Here is a 16,458-nt window from a genome sequence, read left to right as displayed (position 1 = left end):
CCGCGGTCACCGGCGCCGGCGGCGGGTCACGGCCCGGCGGACGGCGCGCCGGCCGGCCGCACCCAGCGGCGGCGGCGCCCACGACGTCGACGGCGGCTGCAGGGCCGTGGCCAGCTCCACCCGCAGCAGGTCCACGGCGTCGAGCAGCGCGCCGTGCTGCGACCAGGCGGCCGGGTCCGCCCGGGGATCGACCAGCAGCGCGTCGGCCAGCCGGCCGCGCAGCTCCAGCAGCGTGTCCAGGCACGCCGGGTCGATGCCGGAGGTCGGCCCGGTGCCGTCCGCCACGGCCCCGGCGTCGCGCACGGTGGTCGCGACGGCGAGCAGCACGTCGGCCAGCGCCTGCCGTGCGGGCTCTGCCCAGGCGCGGTCGGCCTCGTCCTCGGGCACGAAGTACGTGCGGTCGAGCAGCACGCGGGCGACGGTCCGCAGGCTGACGTGGACCCGTTCGAGGGCGGTCAGCGTGTTGCGCAGCCGGGGCTGGGCCTCGCGGGCCGCCCGCCCGCGCGGGTTGAGGCGGGCACTCTCCTCGGTGCGGGCCAGCCGGCGGTCGGCCCGGGCCACCTCCGTCCCCAGCCCGCGGGCGCGGGCCAGCAGCTCGTCGGTGAGGCGCCGCGACCACGGGCTCCGGAGTGACGCCGCGAGGTCCTCGCAGAACTCCGCCATGCGCTCGGCCAGCTCGGCGATCGCCTCACCGGCCGGCTGGACGTAGAGCGGCGGCGCGATCACGAGGTTCACCAGGACACCGACGGCCGCGCCCACCAGCGTCTCGGTGACGCGGTCCAGCGCCGCGCTCTCCGCGCCGCCGACGGCCAGCACGAGCATCGCGCTGATCGGCACCTCGAGCAGGTTGGGCCCCAGGCGCAGCAGCCGGCCGACGACGAGCGAGATCGCGACGACGAGGCCGAGGCTCCACCAGCTCAGCCCGACGACGGAGGCGAACAGCGCCGCGATGAGCACACCGGCGGTGACGCTCGCGATCCGCTCCCACCCGGTCGTCAGCGTCTCGTACATCGTCAGCTGGACGACGAGCAGCGCGGTCAGCGGGGCGAGGACCGGCGAGCTGCTGGTGTCCAGCCAGGTCGCGAGCTGGAACGCGAGCACCGCGGCCAGCACGGTCTTGGCGGTGCGCAGGCCGGGGGTGCGCCCCCGGCGCACCAGCCGGGGCAGTCGGCGCGGCAGGGCGTGCGATCCGGCCACGGGTGTCGGTGTTCCCACCACCGGGGCCGGACACGCGCCGGCCGCCGTCCGCGGTGCGCGGACGGCGGCCGGGTGCCGCAGGGATCAGCCGAGGCCGAGGGCGCTCGTCGCGCGGTCCACCAGGTGGAAGTGGCCGACCGCCCAGAACACCAGCGCGGCCGCGGCGAGGCCGCCGACGGTCACCGCGAGCGAGCTGACCGGGTGCTGCCTGGCGTGCCGCCAGGTGTCGACGGCCTTGCGGCGGAAGGTGGCGAAGATCCGCCGCGCCCACTCGAACTCCGTGGACCACACCCAGAGGCCGACCAGGACCGGCGGGATGGTGAGCGGGCCGGGAAGCACCGTGAGCGCCAGGCCGAGCAGCACGAACAGCAGGCCGGCGATGAACACGGCGATCCGGTAGGGCAGCGCCAGCGCCGGGTTCTCCCGGACGCGGTCGCGCCACGACCCCGGCTCCACCGGACGCGGCCGGCCCAACCCGTCGGTGCAGTCGGGACAGCGGGTCGCTCCGCCCGGCCCGTCGTCGTGCCGCCGGCCCTCGCCGGCCCGGTTGCCGGTGAAGGTCACGCTGCGGGTGGCGGTGCGGTCCACGGTTCCCCCGGGGGCTCGCGGTGCGGGTGCGGTGCGGGGTGCGGTCAGCGCGAGACGCCCTTGAGGACCTCACTGGGGCGCTGCTGCTCACCGGCGTAGGAGCTCACCCACACCAGCGCGCCGGTCAGGGCCGGGATGACCCACTGCAGCGTCTGCAGCTGCTCCTGCGCGGCGGCGATCTCGGCCTTCGTGCGCTTGGTCGGCTTGGTGCCCGACTTCGCCGAGGGGTTGTCCTGGCTGTTGACGACCATGCCCAGCGAGCGGCTGTAGGCGGTGGCGCCGAGGGCGGCGGCGGTCAGCAGCGTCTTGGCCGCCGACATGCCGGCCACGCCCTGCTGCTGGGCCACGCGGCCGCGGTTGCCGATCAGCTGGCCCACGCTGCCGACGAGGTGGGCGCCGATCGCGACGGCGTTGACCGGCGTCCAGCGGTTCCAGCCCTCGTTGGCGACCCGGCCGGTGTCCTTGCCGGCCTCGGCGGCGGCGGCGTTCAGGGCGACGGCGTTGGCCAGCGTGCCACCGAACCAGGCGGACAGGCCGAGGTCGTGCAGCGCGCGGGACAGGGTGTTGCGGGCCATGTCGGAACTCCAGGTGCTCGGGGGATCGGAGTTCCCGACCTACCCGTTCCGACCCGCCCCATGCCCGCGGGCGGCGGTTCGGTCGTGCACGACCCGCTGCGCGTCAGGTCCCGTAGCGGACGGCGGCGCGGGCGCGGGCCTTCTCCGCCTCGACGGCGCGGTCCTTCGGCGGGGCCGTGGTGACCAGCGCGTCGAGCAGCCGGGCGGAGGCGGCGGCCACCTCGGCGACGGCGCGGTCGAAGGCCTCGGCGTTGACCCGCGACGGCCGCGTCGAGCCGCTGATCTTGCGCACGTACTGCAGCGCCGCGGCGTGGACCTCGTCGTGGGTCGCCGGCGGCTCGAAGTTCGACAGCGGGCGGATGTTGCGGCACATGCCCGCAGCGTATGGCCGGGGTACGACCGGAGGGCCCGATCCGGGGACCGGGCCCTCCGGTGCCTCAGGAGCGGTAGCCGGCGCGGTCGACCCGGCGGTGGTAGCGGGTGCCGAGCTTGCCGCCGAGCAGCGCGCCGACCAGCGTGGCCACGACGACCGCGGCCAGCGTGACGAGGCCGGCGGTGGTGGCCGTGCCCTCGTCGACCGGGATCCGCGGCAGGTTCAGCTGCTGCAGCACGTTGTACTCCGAGCCGAACGCGTACCCGAGCACGGCCAGCAGCACGACGACCAGCAGGCCGATCACCCACACCGCCAGCCCCTGCTTGACGCCGTCGAAGCGCGCCATCCGGCCGGCGACGTACCCGCCGGCGAGATAGGCGAGGAACAGCACCACCAGCGCGGCGATCGCCCCGCCGAGCCCGATGCCGGCCGCCTGGTCGGTGGCCTCGTCGACGCTGTCGACGCCCTGCGCGAGGCCCAGGCCCACCCCGGCCGCCGACACCAGGGCGATGAGCAGCACGGCCAGCCCGTTGGCCGACAGCCAGCCGAAGAACGCCGCCCCCCACTTGATCCCGCCGAAGCGGTCGCGCTGCGCGTCGACGGCGTCGCGGGCGGGGCCACGGGTGGCGTGCGCCCCCTCGCCGGCCACCGTCGCGTCGTGGTCGTACTGGGTACGGTCGGAACTCGCCACCGGTCCTCCTCGTCTCGTGGACGGCCCCGTCGGGAACGCCTGACCGACCTGCGGGTACCCGGCGGTGATCACCACGAACCGGAGCCCGCCGCGTTCACCCGACAGGAGGGCGCCGTGACGGTCCTGCTCGTCGACGCGGCCAACGTCGTCGGCGCCCGCCCCGACGGCTGGTGGCGGGACCGGGCCGGGGCCACCGCGCGGCTGCTGCGGCGGCTGGCCGCCGTGCCCGGCCGGCGGGTCGACGGCGTGGTCGTCGGCGAGGTGGTGGTCGTGGTGGAGGGCGCCGCCCGCGACGCCGAGGCGCCCCCGGGCGTCCGGCTCGTGCGCGCACCCGGCAGCGGCGACGACGCCCTGGTCGCCACCGCCGCCGACCTGGTGGCGCGGGACCGCGCGGTGCTCGCGGTGACCGCCGACCGGGGGCTGCGCGCCCGGCTGCCGGAGGCGACGGCGGTGACCGGACCGGGCCGGCTGCTCGCCGTCCTCGACCGCCTCGACGTGCCCGATCGCCTCGACGTGCCCGATCGCATGGCGGACAACGGACCTGGGTAGCCGGGGAGCCGTCCACCGAGCCGAGGAGACGTCCCCGCATGCCGCAGACCGTGCTGATCACCGGTGCCTCCAGTGGCATCGGCCGCGCCACCGCCCGCCTCTTCGCCCAGCGGGGCGCGCACCTGGTGCTGCTGGCCCGCGGCCGCGAGGCGCTGGAGGAGACCGCGGCGGAGGTCAAGGAGCAGGGCGCGGCCGACGTCGTCGTGTGTCCGGCCGACGTGCTCGACGAGGAGGCGCTGCGCACCGCCGTCGACGGCGTGGTGACCCGCTTCGGCCGCCTCGACGTCGTCGTCCACGCCGCGCAGGTGGTGGCCTACGGCCGCGTCGAGGACGTGCCCAAGGCGGTCTACGAGCGGGTGGTCGACACCGCGCTGCACGGCACCGCCAACCTCGCCCGCGTCGTCCTGCCGGTGTTCCGCCGCCAGGGCGAGGGGCACCTGGTCGTCGTCAGCTCGCTGCTGGCGTCGGTGACCACGCCGCTCATGGGCAGCTACATCGCCGCGAAGTGGGGCCAGCTGGGCCTGGTCCGGGTGCTGCAGCAGGAGACCCGCGACGTCCCGGGCGTCTCCGTGTCGGCCGTGGCACCCGGCGGTGTCAACACCCCCATCTACTCACAGGCCGGCAGCTACATCGGCCTCAAGGGCCGCCCGCCGATCCCGATCTACTCCCCTGAGCGGGTGGCGCGCTCGGTCGTCGCCCGGCTGGACCGGCCGCGGCGGCTGGTCCAGTCCGGCTTCGCCAACCCGGTGGTCATCCTCGGCTTCCGGCTGCTCCCCGCCGTCTACGACGCCCTGGTCGGGCCGCTGCTGCGGGTGTTCGCCCTCGCCGACGACGACCGGACCCCGCCCACCGAGGGCAACGTGTTCGAGTCGCGGCCGGCCGGCAACGCCGAGCGGGGGCGCTGGCACGGCATCCCCTGAGCCGGCGTTCGTGAACGGGGTGTTCCGTTCCGTCGCAGCCCGTTGACCCCGAACCCGGCACAGCGACAGGCTGGCGCTCCCCGCCGACGGCGGGCCGACCGCGGGAGCGCCCATGACCGCCGATCCCACCGCCCGCCCCACCTCGGCCCGCCCGGCCCACGCGGGCGTGGAGGCCGAGAAGGTCGACGCCGGCTACCTGGAGAAGCGCCGGCTGCGCACCGGCACGGCGGGCTGGCTGCTGCTGGCGGGGCTGGGCGTCTCCGCGGTCATCTCCGGTGACTACGCCGGCTGGAACTTCGGCCTGGGTCAGGGCGGCTTCGGCGGCCTGCTGGTCGCCGTCGTGCTCATGGCGGTCATGTACACCGCGATGGTCTTCGGGCTGGCCGAACTGGGCTCGGCGCTGCCGACCGCCGGCGGCGGCTACACCTTCGCCCGGCGGGCGCTGGGTCCCTGGGGCGGCTACGCGACCGGCGTCGCGGTGCTCATCGAGTACGCCATCGCGCCGGCCGCGATCGCCACCTTCATCGGCGCCTACGTCGAGTCCCTCGGGCTGTTCGGGATCACCGACGGCTGGTGGGTCTACCTCGTCGTCTACGCGCTGTTCATCGGCATCCACCTGATGGGCGTCGGCGAGGCGCTCAAGGCGATGTTCGCCGTCACCGTCGTCGCGCTGGCCGGGCTCGTGGTCTTCCTCGTCGGCGCCGTCCCGCAGTTCGACGCCGGCAACCTGCTCGACATCGCGCCCACCGACGCCGCCGGCGCCTCGTCGTTCCTGCCGTACGGGCTGATGGGCATCTGGGCGGCGTTCCCCTTCGCGATCTGGTTCTTCCTCGCCGTCGAGAGCGTGCCGCTGGCCGCCGAGGAGGCCCGCGACCCGGCCCGGTCGATGCCGCGCGGGATCGTCGCCGCGATGGGCGTGCTGGTCGTGCTCGCCGTCCTCATGCTGGTGTTCACGCCGGGTGCGGCCGGCTCGTCGGCGATCGCGGCCTCGGGCAACCCGCCGGTCGACGCGCTGGCGGCCTCCGACGCGTCGGAGGGCCTGACCCGGGTGGTGAACTACGCCGGCCTGTTCGGGCTGGTGGCCAGCTTCTTCTCGATCATCTACGCCTACTCGCGGCAGACCTTCGCGCTCTCCCGCGCCGGCTACCTGCCGCGGGCGCTGTCGGTGACCAACGCCCGCAAGGCGCCGGTGCTGGCGCTGCTGGTGCCCGGCGCGATCGGCTTCCTGCTGTCGCTGACCGGCCAGGGCGCGATGCTGCTCAACATGGCCGTCTTCGGGGCGACGGTGTCCTACGTGCTGATGATGGTCAGCCACATCGTGCTGCGCCGCCGCGAGCCGGGCCTGCCGCGCCCGTACCGGACCCCCGGCGGGACGGCGACCACCGGCGTCGCGCTGGTGCTCGCCGCCGCCGCGGTCGTGGCCACCTTCCTCGTCGACGTGACCGCCGCGCTGTGGACGCTCGCGGCCTACGTCGTCTTCCTCGCCTGGTTCGCCCTCTACAGCCGCCACCACCTGGTGGCCTCCGCGCCGGAGGAGGAGTTCGAGCTGCTGGCTCGCGCGGAGGAGGAGATGGAGTGACCGTGCGCCGCGCGACGCTGGGCGGGCACACGTACGAGTTCCCGACACTGGTCGAGCTGATGGCGAAGGCCACCCCGCCGCGCTCCGGTGACGTGCTCGCCGGGTGCGCGGCGGGGTCGGCCGCCGAGCGGGTGGCCGCGCAGACCGTGCTCGCCGACCTGCCGCTGGCCACGTTCCTCGACGAGCAGGTGGTCGGCTACGACGAGGACGACGTCACCCGCCTCGTCCTCGACACCCACGACGCCGCGGCGTTCGCGCCGGTGGCGTCGCTGACGGTGGGGGAGTTCCGCGACCGGCTGCTGGCCTGGGCGGCGGCCGGCGACGAGGCGGCGATCAGCGCGCTGGCGCCCGGGCTGACCCCGGAGATGGTGGCCGCGACGTCGAAGCTCATGCGCAACGCCGACCTGGTCGCCGTCGGCCGGCGCACCCGGGTGGTGACCGGGCTGCGCAGCACGATCGGGCTGCCCGGCCGGCTGGCGTCGCGGCTGCAGCCCAACCACCCCACCGACGACCCGGTCGGGGTCACCGCCTCGATCCTCGACGGGCTGCTGCACGGCTCGGGCGACGCGGTCATCGGGATCAACCCGGCCACCGACTCACCGGCCCGCACCGTGGCACTGCTGGAGCTGGTCGACGCGGTCATCAGCCGCTACGAGATCCCCACCCAGTCGTGCGTGCTGGCCCACGTGACCACCACGCTGCGGGCGCTGGAGCAGGGCGCGCCGGTGGACCTGGTGTTCCAGTCGGTGGCCGGCACCCAGGAGGCCAACCGCGGCTTCGGCGTCACCCTCGACCTGCTGGCCGAGGCCCGCGCCGGGGCGCTGGCGCTGGGCCGCGGCACCGTGGGCGAGAACGTCACGTACTTCGAGACCGGGCAGGGGTCGGCGCTGTCGGCCGGCGCGCACCTCGGCATCGGCGGGCGGCCGGTCGACCAGCAGACGCTGGAGACCCGCGCCTACGCCGTCGCCCGGCACTTCTCGCCGCTGCTGGTCAACACCGTCGTCGGGTTCATCGGCCCGGAGTACCTCTACGACGGCAAGCAGGTGCTGCGCGCCGGGCTGGAGGACCACGCCTGCGGCAAGCTGCTCGGCCTGCCGATGGGCGTGGACGTCTGCTACACCAACCACGCCGAGGTCGACGAGGACGACATGGACTCGCTCATGCTGCTGCTCGGGGCGGCCGGCTGCTCGTTCCTCATCGCCGTCCCCGGGATGGACGACGTGATGCTGCACTACCAGTCGCTGTCGTTCTCCGACGTGCTCACCGCCCGCTCGGTGCTGGGGCTGCGGCCGGCGCCGGAGTTCGAGGCGTGGCTGGCCCGGATGGACCTGCTCGACGACGCCGGCCGCGTGCGCGAGCTCGCCCCCGACGCGCCGGCGGCGAAGGCCCTGCTCGCGGCGGCGACCCCGTGACCGGCCAAGGGCTTCATCGCGACGACGGCACCGTCGGGGACGACCCGTGGTCGGTGCTGCGGTCGGCCACCCGCGCGCGGGTGGCGCTCGGCCGGGCCGGGGACGCGCTGCCCACGCACCGCGAGCTGGAGTTCCGCGCCGCGCACGCCGCCGCCCGCGACGCCGTGCACTCCCCGCTCGACGTCGAGGCGCTGCGGGCGGAGCTGGGCGGCGAGGTGCTCGTCGTCGCCTCCGCCGCGCCCGACCGGGCCACCTACCTGCAGCGCCCCGACCTCGGCCGGCGGCTGGCCGACGGGACGGCGCTCCCGCGAGTCGACGCCGACCTGGCGCTCGTGCTGGCCGACGGGCTCTCCCCGCGCGCGGTGCACGAGCACGGGCCGGGGCTGGTCGCCGCGCTGCGCGAGCGGCTGCCCGGCTGGTCGCTGGCGCCGCCGGTGGTGGCCACCCAGGCGCGGGTGGCGCTCGGCGACGCGGTGGGCGAGGTCCTCGGCGCCCGCGCGGTCGTGGTGCTCGTCGGGGAGCGGCCGGGTCTGTCGTCGGCGGACTCCCTCGGGGTCTACCTGACCTGGGACCCGCGGCCGGGACGGGTGGACTCCGAGCGCAACTGCGTGTCCAACGTCCGCCCGCCGCACGGGCTGTCCTACGCGCAGGCCGCCGACACCGTCGCGGCGCTGCTGACCGCCGCCCGCGAGCTCGGCGCCTCCGGGGTGGCGCTCAAGGACGAGGGGCCGGCGCTGCCGCCCGGCGCCGGCTGAGCCGGGGCAGGCGGGGGAGCCGGGGCAGGCGGGGGAGCCGGCGGCGGGGCGGCACCTCGACGGGGCCGGGCGGCTCGGCGTCGGGACCGGTGACCGCCGCGGCGTGCCGCTCGTGCAGCCGGGCGCGGATCTCGTCGGGCGTGTGGGCGCGGCGCTGCCGCTCGTCGCGGACCAGCACCGCGCCGGTGGCCGCGACACCGGCCAGCCCGGCCAGGCCGAGCACCTTCCAGAGCCGCTTCGGGACGCGCACGGTCGCCTACCGTAGCCGCGTGACCCCGCCGCGCCTCCTGCCGCTCGACGAGGCGGTCGAGCTCACCCGCACCGGCGACGTCTGGGTCTTCCGCGGCGCCTCGGTCGCCGACCGCGCCATCCGGGCGCTGACCAACGCACCGGTCAACCACGTCGGCATGGCCGTCGTCCTCGACGACCTCCCGCCCCTGCTGTGGCACGCCGAGCTGGGCCGCTCGCTGCCCGACGCCTGGACCGGGCAGCACCAGCGCGGCGTGCAGCTGCACGACCTGCGCGACGCCGTCCTCACCTGGCGGCAGCGCTACGGACAACGCGCCTGGCTGCGGCAGCTGGTCGGCCCGGCCGACGACGGCGGGGTGACCCGGGAGATGGAGGACGCCGTCCTGCGCACGGTCGCGCGGTTCGACGGCCGGCCGTTCCCGACCACCCGCGGGCTGGTCGGCGGCTGGCTGAACGGGCGGCTGCGCCGGGGCACCGCGGCCGAGACGGTGTTCTGCGCGGAACTGGTCGCGGCCACCTACACGGCGATGGGGCTGCTGCCCGCCGACCGGCCGCGCAACGCGTACGACCCGGGCAGCTTCTGGTCCGGCGACGACCTGCGGCTGCTGCAGGGCGCCACCCTCGGCGCCGAGATCCCGGTCGACGTCCCCGCTCCCTGACCCGGTATCAGCCCGGAACCGTCACACCTCAGGAGTAGGCAGGACCTCACAGAAGACAGCTGCACCGAGCACGGGGAACCGCCCAGGAGGCTCGCCATGGCCACCGCCACCCTCGCCGTCCGCAGCACCGCCCCGGTCGCGCCGCTCTCCCCGATCCGCCCCGCCGGCGACCTGCTCGGCCGGCACCTGCTCGCCGTCGCCTGGGAGCCCGGCGCCGCCCCGCCGCGGGAGATCCGCGTCCGGCCCGAGCTGCTCGAGCGCCTGGCCGCGCAGCCCGGCGGCACGATCCCGGGCCTGCTCGGCGACCCCGCCGGGGTGCCGCTGGTCGCCGACCCCGCCCTGCCCCGCAGCCCCGGCTTCGAGGTCCGCCGGGTCCCGCCGCGCTAGACGAAGGCCGGGGTCGGGGTCGCCGCGCCAAGCCGCAGCACGGTGTCGCCGGCCCGCTCGACAGCGTCGTCGTGGGTCACGCACACCACCACCCGGCCGGCCAGCGCCCGGCGCAGGTCGGCGACCAGCGCGGCCGCGGTCGGCGGGTCCAGGTGGGCGGTCGGCTCGTCGAGCAGGACGACGTCACGGTCGGCCAGCAGCGCCCGGGCCGCGGCCAGCCGCCGCCGCTCCCCGCCCGAGAGCGCCGTGCCGCCCGCGCCGACCGGGGTGTCGAGGCCCTGCGGCATCCCGGCCAGCAGCGGGCCGAGGCCGGCGGCGGTGAGCGCGGCGGTCATCCGCGGCTCGCCGTCGGCGCCGGTCAGCTCGCCGCGGGGTGCGGCCAGCGCCAGGTTCGCGCGGACGGTCGAGGCGAACACGTGCGCCTCCTGCGGCAGCCAGGCCGCCCGCGAGCGGACCCCGTCCCCGGTCAGCGCCGCGGTGTCGACCCCGCCGAGGGTGTAGCGGCCGCCGCGCGGGCGCAGGGCGGCCAGCAGCACCGCGAGGAACGTCGACTTCCCTGCGCCCGACGGGCCGCGCACGACCAGCCAGCCGCCGTCGGCCGCCGCCGACGCGGTCAGCCCCCGCAGCACGTCGGGGCCGCCGGGCCAGCCGGCCGCGAGGTCGGTGACGGCGAGGTCGCGCACCGGCGCCGGGACCGGCCGGGGCTCGGCGGGGTCGGCGGGCACCGGGGCGGTGAGGACGGCGTCGAGGCGGGCGCGGGCGTCGGCCAGCGCGCCGCGGCGCTGCAGCGCGGACACCAGCCCGGCCAGCGGCTCGGCCAGGGCCAGCGGCGCCAGGCCGAGCACCGCGACCTGCGGGCCGGTCAGCCCGGCACCGGCACCGACGGCGGTCGCCAGCACCGCGGCCAGGCCGGTGCCGAGGTCGACCAGCCCGCCGCCCAGCGCACCGGCCCGGGCGCCGGTGGCGGCGACGGCGGAGCGCCGGGCGGCGACGGCGGCGAGGTCGGCGGCGGTGGTGGCGGCCAGGCCGTGGGCGCGCAGGTCGGCCGCGCCCTCCAGCGCCGTGGTGACGTCGCGCAGCGCGGTCACCCGCAGCGTGCCCTCCGCGCGGGCGGCACCGGCGTCGAGCCGGCGGTGCACCAGCAGCACCAGCGCGGCGGTGGCGGCCAGCACGAGGCCGGCGGCGCCCGCGGCGGCAGGGGAGACCAGCGCCAGCGCGGCGACGGTGAGCGCCGGGACGGTGACGGCGACCAGGGCCGGTGGCACCACGCGCACCGAGAGGTCCTGCACCAGCCCGACGTCGCCGACGACCCGCGCCAGCGCGCTGCCCGGCGTCCGGTCGGCGGCCACGCCCTGGGCGGCCAGCGCGCGCCACACCCGCACCCGCAGGTCGGCGGCCATCCGCAGCGCGGCGTCGTGCGCGGTGAGCCGCTCGACCCAGCGCATCCCCGCGCGCCCCAGGCCGAAGGCCCGCACGCCGACGATGGCCACGAGCAGCGTGAGGATCGGGGGCATCTCCGCCGCGCGCACGATCAGCCAGCCGCTCACCGCGGTGAGCGCGACGCCCGCGCCCGCCGACGCGGTGCCGGCCGCGACCGCGCGCAGCAGCGCCCGCCGCGGCCAGCCCAGCGCCGTCGTCGGCACGGGAGTGGCCCCACTGCCCGCGGGATCGGCGATCTCGTCGCCCCGGGGCCCGGGAACCGACGAGACCGCCGATCCCGTCGGGACAGCAGCGGGCACCGCCGGCACCGCGGGCAGCGTCACGGTGCGGTCGGCGAGCTCCGCCAGGGCCGGGTCGTGGGTGACCAGCAGGACGGTGACGGTGCCGCGCAGGCCGGCGAGGACGGCGGCGACGCGGGCGGCCGAGGCCCCGTCGAGGTGCGCGGTCGGCTCGTCGAGCAGCAGCAGCCGGGCGCCGCGGCGGACCCGCACCAGCGCCCGGGCCACGGCCACGCGCTGCAGCTCGCCGGGGGAGAGGGTGGTGCAGTCGCGGCCGGCCAGGTCGCCGGCGCCGACCGCGGCCAGCGCCTCGACGACGTACCCCTCGGCCTCCACGGCGTCCGCGCCGGGCGATGGCGCGGCGTGCCGGCGCAGCTCGTCGGCGACCGTCGGCGCCGTCGTCCGCGGGTGCTGGGCGACCAGCGCCACGCCGCCGCCGGGGACCCCGGTGACCGTGCCGGCGACGTCCGCGGCCGGGTCGAGGGCGCCGGTGAGGGCGGCCAGCAGGGTCGACTTGCCCGAGCCGCTGGCACCGCGCAGCACGACCAGCTCGCCGGGGCGCAGCACGAGGTCGGTGGGCGGCAGCGCGGGCACCGCCCGCCGGGGGTGGCGCACGGTCAGCCCGGTGACGGCGACGTCGGCGCCGCGCGGGTCGTCGCCGTCGGCCGCGGTGACCGGCGAGCGGCCCGCGGGGGCGGCGAGCACCGCGCGGGCCTCGGCGGCGGCCAGCGTCGCGGCCTCCCCGGCGTGGTGGGCGGTGCCGAGCGCGCGCAGCGGGGCGAAGGCCTCCGGCGCGAGCAGCAGCGCGGTGAGCCCGACGGCGAGGTCGAGGTCGCCGTGCACCAGCCGCAGGCCCACGGTGACCGCGACCAGCGCGACCGACAGCGTGGCGATGAGCTCGAGGACGAGGGCGGACACGAACGCCAGCCGGAGCGTGGCCAGCGTCCGCCGGCGCGAGGCCTCGCCCAGCTCGGCGAGCGCGGCCACCTGCTCGGCGGCGCGGCCGAGGCCCACCAGCACCGGCAGCCCGCGGACCAGCTCCGCGACGTGCGCGGCCAGCCGGTCCAGCGCCCGGGCGGCGCCGGCGGTGCCGTCCCGCGTGGCCAGCCCGACCAGCGCCAGGAACAGCGGCACCAGCGGCAGGGTCACCGCGACCAGGCCGGCCGAGAGCAGGTCGGTGGCGGCGAGCACCACCAGCAGCACCGGCGGGACGACGGCGGCCTGCGCCAGCGCGGGGAGGTAGCCGGCCAGACCGGGTGCGAGGTCGGCGAGCCGGGTGGTGGCCAGCACCGCGGCGGGCGCGGGACCGCCGGCGGCGGCGACCGCGGCCGGTGAGGCGGCCAGCCGCTCGAGCAGCGAGCGGCGCAGCGCGTCCTCGGCGCGGCGGGCGTCGCGGACGGCGGCCCGCTCACCGAGCGTCCCGGCGACCGCACGCAGCAGCGCCCCGGCCGCGGCCAGCGCCAGCGGCCCGGTCACCGCGCCGTCGGCGTACCCCGCGGCGCGGGCGACGGCGTGCGCCAGACCGGCCGCCAGCAGCACCAGCCCCGCCGTCGACCCGAGGGCGGCGGCCGCCGCCCGGGCCAGCGCGCCCGGTAGCCCGGGCACGCCGGCCAGCGGCGCGAGCGGACCCCGCAGGGAGCCATCGTCGCGATGTCGGCTCCTCATGCCGCCACCGGCTCGTGCACCGGCTCGGCGGTCAGCCGGCGGCGGAACACCCAGTACGTCCACGCCTGGTAGGCGAGCACCACCGGCAGGCCGATCGCGGCCACCCAGGTCATGACGGTGAGCGTGTAGTCGCTGACCGAGGCCTGCGCGATCGTCACGTCGAACGCCGGGTCGACCGTCGAGGGCACCACCACGGGGAAGGCCGCGCCGAAGAGGGTGGCCGCCGAGGCCACCAGCACGGTCGCCCAGCCGGCGAAGGCCTGCCCCTCGCGGTCCAGCCGCACCCGGGTCCAGGTGACGACGACGGCCAGCCCGGCGGCCAGCCACAGCACCGCGGTGACCGGCGTGCCCGAGCGCAGCTGCACCAGCCCCGCCCAGGCCAGCAGCGGCAGCGCGGCCACCGGCGACCAGCGCAGCGCGAACGCCCGCGCCCGCAGCCGCACCGGGCCGTCGGTCTTGAGCGCGAGGAACAGCGCGCCGTGCACGAGCGAGAAGCCGACCACCGCGGCCGCGCCCAGCAGCGAGGACCAGCCGAGGCCGGCGAACGCGCCGCCGACCCGGGTGCCGGAACCGTCGATCGGCAGGCCGAGCGTGGTGGCGCCCAGCGCCGCTCCCACACCCGCGGCGGCCACCAGCGAGCCGCCGGTGATGACGCGGGTCCACGCGGCGTCCCAGCGCGGGTCGTGCGAGCTGTGCCGCCACTCGAAGGCCACCGCCCGCACGATCAGGCCGAGCAGCACCACGACGAAGGGCAGGTACAGCGCCGGCAGCCAGGTGGCGTACCAGCCGGGGAAGGCGGCGAACACCGCGCCGGCGGCGGTGATCAGCCAGACCTCGTTGCCGTCCCACACGGGTCCGATCGTCCGCAGCATGAGGTGGCGGTCCGCCGTCCTCCGGCCGAGCACCGGCAGCAGCGCGGCGACGCCGAAGTCGAAGCCCTCCAGCAGCAGGAAGCCGGTCCACAGCACCGCGACGGCGGCGAACCACAGGGTCTGCAGGTCCATGGTCAGGCGCTCCTAGTAGGCGAAGGAGAGGACGTCGTCGTCGCTGCGGTCGTCGCCGGGACGCGGGGCGTCGTCGTCCCGGCGGGAGCTGCCCACCGCCGGTGGTGTCGGGGTGGTGTCGCCGGTGGTGACGCCCCGGCGGACCAGCCGGACGAGGAGGAACAGCTCCACCACGGCCAGGGCGCCGTAGAGCAGGCCCAGGCTGATCAGCGAGGTCCACACCTCGGCGGCGCTGATGCCGGGGGAGACGGCCTGGGCGGTGAAGAACCACACCTGCTCGTCCACGGGGACGTCGGGGTTGGGGTAGACGACGAAGGGCTGGCGGCCCATCTCGGTGAAGATCCAGCCGGCGGCGTTGGCCACGAACGGCGCGCCGACGGCGGCCAGCGAGCCGTAGACGCCGATCCGCGAGGTCGGGACCCTGCCGCGGCGGGTGGCCCACAGGGCGTAGGCCGCCACCCCCGCCGAGACGGCACCCATGCCGATCATCAGCCGGAAGCTCCAGTAGGTCACCGCGAGCACCGGGGTGTAGTCGATGGGCTGGCCGGCGCGGTCGCCGAAGCTCGGGTCGTCGGGGTAGGTGGCGCCGTAGACCTCGGAGTACTGCTCCTGCAGGTCGTTCACACCGGGGACGGCGGTCTCGAAGTCGCTGTGCGCGAGGAAGGAGAGCAGGCCGGGCACGGTCCAGCTGTGCACGTCGTCGCACTCGTTGGAGCCGAGCTTGCCCCAGGCGAAGACGGAGAACGGCGCGGGCGCCTCGGTCTCGCACAGCGCCTCGGCGGAGCTCATCTTCAGCGGCTGCTGCTGGTACATGAGCTTGCCCTGCCAGTCACCGGTGACGGCGACCAGCACGAACGCCGCCAGCGAGACGTACCCGCCGAGCCGGACCGAGCGGCGCCACACGGACTGGTCGACGTCGGTGGTCGGCGCCTGCGCCAGCTTCCGCCGGCGCAGCTGGTACAGGCCGATGCCGACGAGCAGGGCGCCGGCGACCATGAGCGCGGCGACGATCGCGTGGGTGAAGGCGGCCAGGGCCGTGTTGTTGGTCAGCACGGCGAGGAAGTCGACCTGCCGCGGGCGGCCGTCCTCGCCGACGGTGACGCCGACCGGGTGCTGCATCCACGAGTTGGCCGCGATGATGAAGTAGGCGCTGACGATCGAGCCGATGACCGCCGCCCACAGCGCGGCCAGGTGCAGCTTCTTCGGGATGCGGCCCCAGCCGAAGATCCACAGCCCGAGGAACGTCGACTCGAGGAAGAAGGCCAGCAGCGCCTCCATCGCCAGCAGCGAGCCGAAGACGTCGCCGACGAAGCGCGAGTACTCGCTCCACGCCAGGCCGAACTGGAACTCCTGGACCAGGCCGGTGGCCACGCCGAGCACGAAGTTGACCAGGTAGACGCGGCCCCAGAAGCGGGTCATCCGCAGCCACTCGGGCTTGCCGGTGCGCACCCACGTGGTGTGCATCACCGCCACCAGGATCCCCAGGCCGATGGTCAGCGGGACCATCAGGAAGTGGTAGACGGTCGTGATGCCGAACTGCCACCGGGCGATGTCGAGCACGTCCACGCGCGCTGCTCCTCGTCTGTGCCGCCTTGCGCCGACACACTCTTTCTACGCTCCGTAGAACGGGTTTTCTACGACCCGTAGACGTTCGGCGTGTGACCCTCCGGACAGGCAGGGACCAAGGTCCTGACCTGCCGGGACGAGCGGTCCGGCGTCGCGCGTGAGCGGCGTTCTACGATGTGTAGAGGACGACCGACAGGAGGAGCCGTGGCGTCGCTGGGAGACCTGGAGCGCACCGTCATGGACGTGCTGTGGGCGGCCGAGGGGCCGGTCGCGGCGGCCGAGCTGCGCGACGCGCTGGCCGACCGCGAGCTGGCCCTGACCACCGTGCACACCGTCCTGTCCCGCCTGGAGACCAAGGGCTTCGTCGAGCACGACGACGCCCGGCCGCGCCGCTTCCGCCCGCGGGCCACCCGCGAGCAGCACGCCGCCGAGCTCATGCACGAGGTGCTCGGCCGCTCCGGTGACCGGCAGGCGGTGCTGGCCCGGTTCGTCGGCGGCGTCGACCCGGAGGAGGCCCGGATGCTGCGGCAGCTGCTGGACGGGAGCGCGCCGGACGCCGGCACCCGCTGAC

Annotated in this window: 17 protein-coding genes; 8 read left to right on the top strand and 9 right to left on the bottom strand. The window is 76.6% G+C overall.

Annotated elements, in window-relative coordinates:
- Window positions 1-6 precede the first annotated feature (6 nt).
- The 5 genes from CHC04_RS12040 to CHC04_RS12020 form a co-directional block, all read right to left on the bottom strand.
- Window positions 7-1,197 carry an FUSC family protein gene (locus tag CHC04_RS12040; protein ID WP_217897325.1) on the bottom strand — a complete coding sequence of 397 codons (1,191 nt, stop codon included), beginning with the start codon at window positions 1,195-1,197 and terminating at the stop codon, window positions 7-9.
- Between the two features lie 84 nt (window positions 1,198-1,281).
- Entirely contained in the window at window positions 1,282-1,785 is a 504-nt protein-coding gene (locus CHC04_RS12035; protein ID WP_176449968.1) for a PGPGW domain-containing protein, read from the bottom strand.
- 44 nt (window positions 1,786-1,829) lie between these two features.
- Window positions 1,830-2,360 carry a hypothetical protein gene (locus CHC04_RS12030; protein ID WP_089404181.1) on the bottom strand — a complete coding sequence of 177 codons (531 nt, stop codon included), beginning with the start codon at window positions 2,358-2,360 and terminating at the stop codon, window positions 1,830-1,832.
- 103 nt (window positions 2,361-2,463) lie between these two features.
- Entirely contained in the window at window positions 2,464-2,733 is a 270-nt protein-coding gene (locus CHC04_RS12025; RefSeq protein WP_089404180.1) for a DUF2277 domain-containing protein, read from the bottom strand.
- Between the two features lie 64 nt (window positions 2,734-2,797).
- On the bottom strand, window positions 2,798-3,424 hold the full coding sequence (locus CHC04_RS12020) for a hypothetical protein (RefSeq protein ID WP_089404179.1): 627 nt from the start codon (window positions 3,422-3,424) through the stop codon (window positions 2,798-2,800).
- 114 nt (window positions 3,425-3,538) lie between these two features.
- Between CHC04_RS12020 and CHC04_RS12015 the strand changes: the two genes are divergently transcribed.
- The 5 genes from CHC04_RS12015 (at window position 3,539) to eutC (ending at window position 8,639) form a co-directional block, all read left to right on the top strand.
- Window positions 3,539-3,973 (top strand): hypothetical protein, encoded by a 435-nt coding sequence (locus CHC04_RS12015; protein ID WP_089404178.1) that lies wholly within the window; start codon window positions 3,539-3,541, stop codon window positions 3,971-3,973.
- Window positions 3,974-4,011: 38 nt separating this feature from the next.
- On the top strand, window positions 4,012-4,893 hold the full coding sequence (locus CHC04_RS12010) for an SDR family NAD(P)-dependent oxidoreductase (RefSeq protein ID WP_089404177.1): 882 nt from the start codon (window positions 4,012-4,014) through the stop codon (window positions 4,891-4,893).
- A gap of 112 nt (window positions 4,894-5,005) precedes the next feature.
- The gene (gene eat / locus CHC04_RS12005) at window positions 5,006-6,472 is read left to right on the top strand and encodes an ethanolamine permease (RefSeq protein ID WP_176449967.1); all 1,467 of its coding nucleotides are present in this window, start codon (window positions 5,006-5,008) and stop codon (window positions 6,470-6,472) included.
- Window positions 6,469-7,884: an ethanolamine ammonia-lyase subunit EutB gene (locus CHC04_RS12000; RefSeq protein ID WP_089404176.1), complete on the top strand. Its 1,416-nt coding sequence runs from the start codon at window positions 6,469-6,471 to the stop codon at window positions 7,882-7,884. Before eat ends, CHC04_RS12000 begins: the two co-directional genes overlap by 4 nt.
- Window positions 7,881-8,639 (top strand): ethanolamine ammonia-lyase subunit EutC, encoded by a 759-nt coding sequence (eutC, locus tag CHC04_RS11995; RefSeq protein ID WP_089404175.1) that lies wholly within the window; start codon window positions 7,881-7,883, stop codon window positions 8,637-8,639. Before CHC04_RS12000 ends, eutC begins: the two co-directional genes overlap by 4 nt.
- On the opposite strand, the gene CHC04_RS11990 is transcribed toward eutC, so the two are convergent.
- The gene (locus CHC04_RS11990) at window positions 8,599-8,889 is read right to left on the bottom strand and encodes a hypothetical protein (protein ID WP_089404174.1); all 291 of its coding nucleotides are present in this window, start codon (window positions 8,887-8,889) and stop codon (window positions 8,599-8,601) included. The two genes, eutC and CHC04_RS11990, sit on opposite strands and share 41 nt — an antisense overlap.
- A gap of 19 nt (window positions 8,890-8,908) precedes the next feature.
- On the opposite strand from CHC04_RS11990, the gene CHC04_RS11985 reads away from it, so the two are divergent.
- Window positions 8,909-9,547 carry a hypothetical protein gene (locus CHC04_RS11985; RefSeq protein ID WP_245817141.1) on the top strand — a complete coding sequence of 213 codons (639 nt, stop codon included), beginning with the start codon at window positions 8,909-8,911 and terminating at the stop codon, window positions 9,545-9,547.
- A gap of 96 nt (window positions 9,548-9,643) precedes the next feature.
- Entirely contained in the window at window positions 9,644-9,934 is a 291-nt protein-coding gene (locus tag CHC04_RS11980; RefSeq protein WP_089404173.1) for a hypothetical protein, read from the top strand.
- Here the strand turns inward: CHC04_RS11980 and cydC are convergent.
- Genes cydC through CHC04_RS11965 form a run of 3 tightly spaced genes read right to left on the bottom strand, consistent with a single transcriptional unit; the run spans window position 9,931 to window position 15,887 of the window.
- Window positions 9,931-13,257, bottom strand: coding sequence for a thiol reductant ABC exporter subunit CydC (cydC, locus tag CHC04_RS11975; RefSeq protein WP_245817140.1), 3,327 nt, complete (start codon window positions 13,255-13,257; stop codon window positions 9,931-9,933). The genes CHC04_RS11980 and cydC overlap by 4 nt on opposite strands.
- Window positions 13,258-13,313: 56 nt before the next feature.
- Window positions 13,314-14,321, bottom strand: a complete 1,008-nt coding sequence (gene cydB / locus CHC04_RS11970; RefSeq protein ID WP_089404171.1) for a cytochrome d ubiquinol oxidase subunit II — start codon at window positions 14,319-14,321, stop codon at window positions 13,314-13,316.
- A 12-nt stretch (window positions 14,322-14,333) separates the two neighbouring features.
- Complete coding sequence (locus CHC04_RS11965; protein ID WP_089404170.1) at window positions 14,334-15,887, bottom strand: cytochrome ubiquinol oxidase subunit I; 1,554 nt, start codon at window positions 15,885-15,887, stop codon at window positions 14,334-14,336.
- A gap of 204 nt (window positions 15,888-16,091) precedes the next feature.
- Here CHC04_RS11965 and CHC04_RS11960 point away from each other — a divergent pair, with 204 nt between their 5' ends.
- Window positions 16,092-16,457, top strand: a complete 366-nt coding sequence (locus CHC04_RS11960; RefSeq protein WP_089404169.1) for a BlaI/MecI/CopY family transcriptional regulator — start codon at window positions 16,092-16,094, stop codon at window positions 16,455-16,457.
- Window position 16,458: the final 1 nt, after the last annotated feature.

The organism is Geodermatophilus saharensis (genome assembly GCF_900188205.1).
GTDB lineage: Bacteria > Actinomycetota > Actinomycetes > Mycobacteriales > Geodermatophilaceae > Geodermatophilus > Geodermatophilus saharensis.
Note: the sequence above shows the minus strand (reverse complement) of the source record. Positions and strands in the feature narration are given on the sequence as shown.

Bases quoted from the DNA above. Each gene is read 5' to 3' on its own strand.
- CHC04_RS12030 (WP_089404181.1), bottom strand. From the start codon at position 2,360: ATGGCCCGCAACACCCTGTCCCGCGCGCTGCACGACCTCGGCCTGTCC.
- CHC04_RS12025 (WP_089404180.1), bottom strand. From the start codon at position 2,733: ATGTGCCGCAACATCCGCCCGCTGTCGAACTTCGAGCCGCCGGCGACC.
- CHC04_RS12010 (WP_089404177.1), top strand. From the start codon at position 4,012: ATGCCGCAGACCGTGCTGATCACCGGTGCCTCCAGTGGCATCGGCCGC.
- eat (WP_176449967.1), top strand. From the start codon at position 5,006: ATGACCGCCGATCCCACCGCCCGCCCCACCTCGGCCCGCCCGGCCCAC.
- CHC04_RS11980 (WP_089404173.1), top strand. From the start codon at position 9,644: ATGGCCACCGCCACCCTCGCCGTCCGCAGCACCGCCCCGGTCGCGCCG.
- cydB (WP_089404171.1), bottom strand. From the start codon at position 14,321: ATGGACCTGCAGACCCTGTGGTTCGCCGCCGTCGCGGTGCTGTGGACC.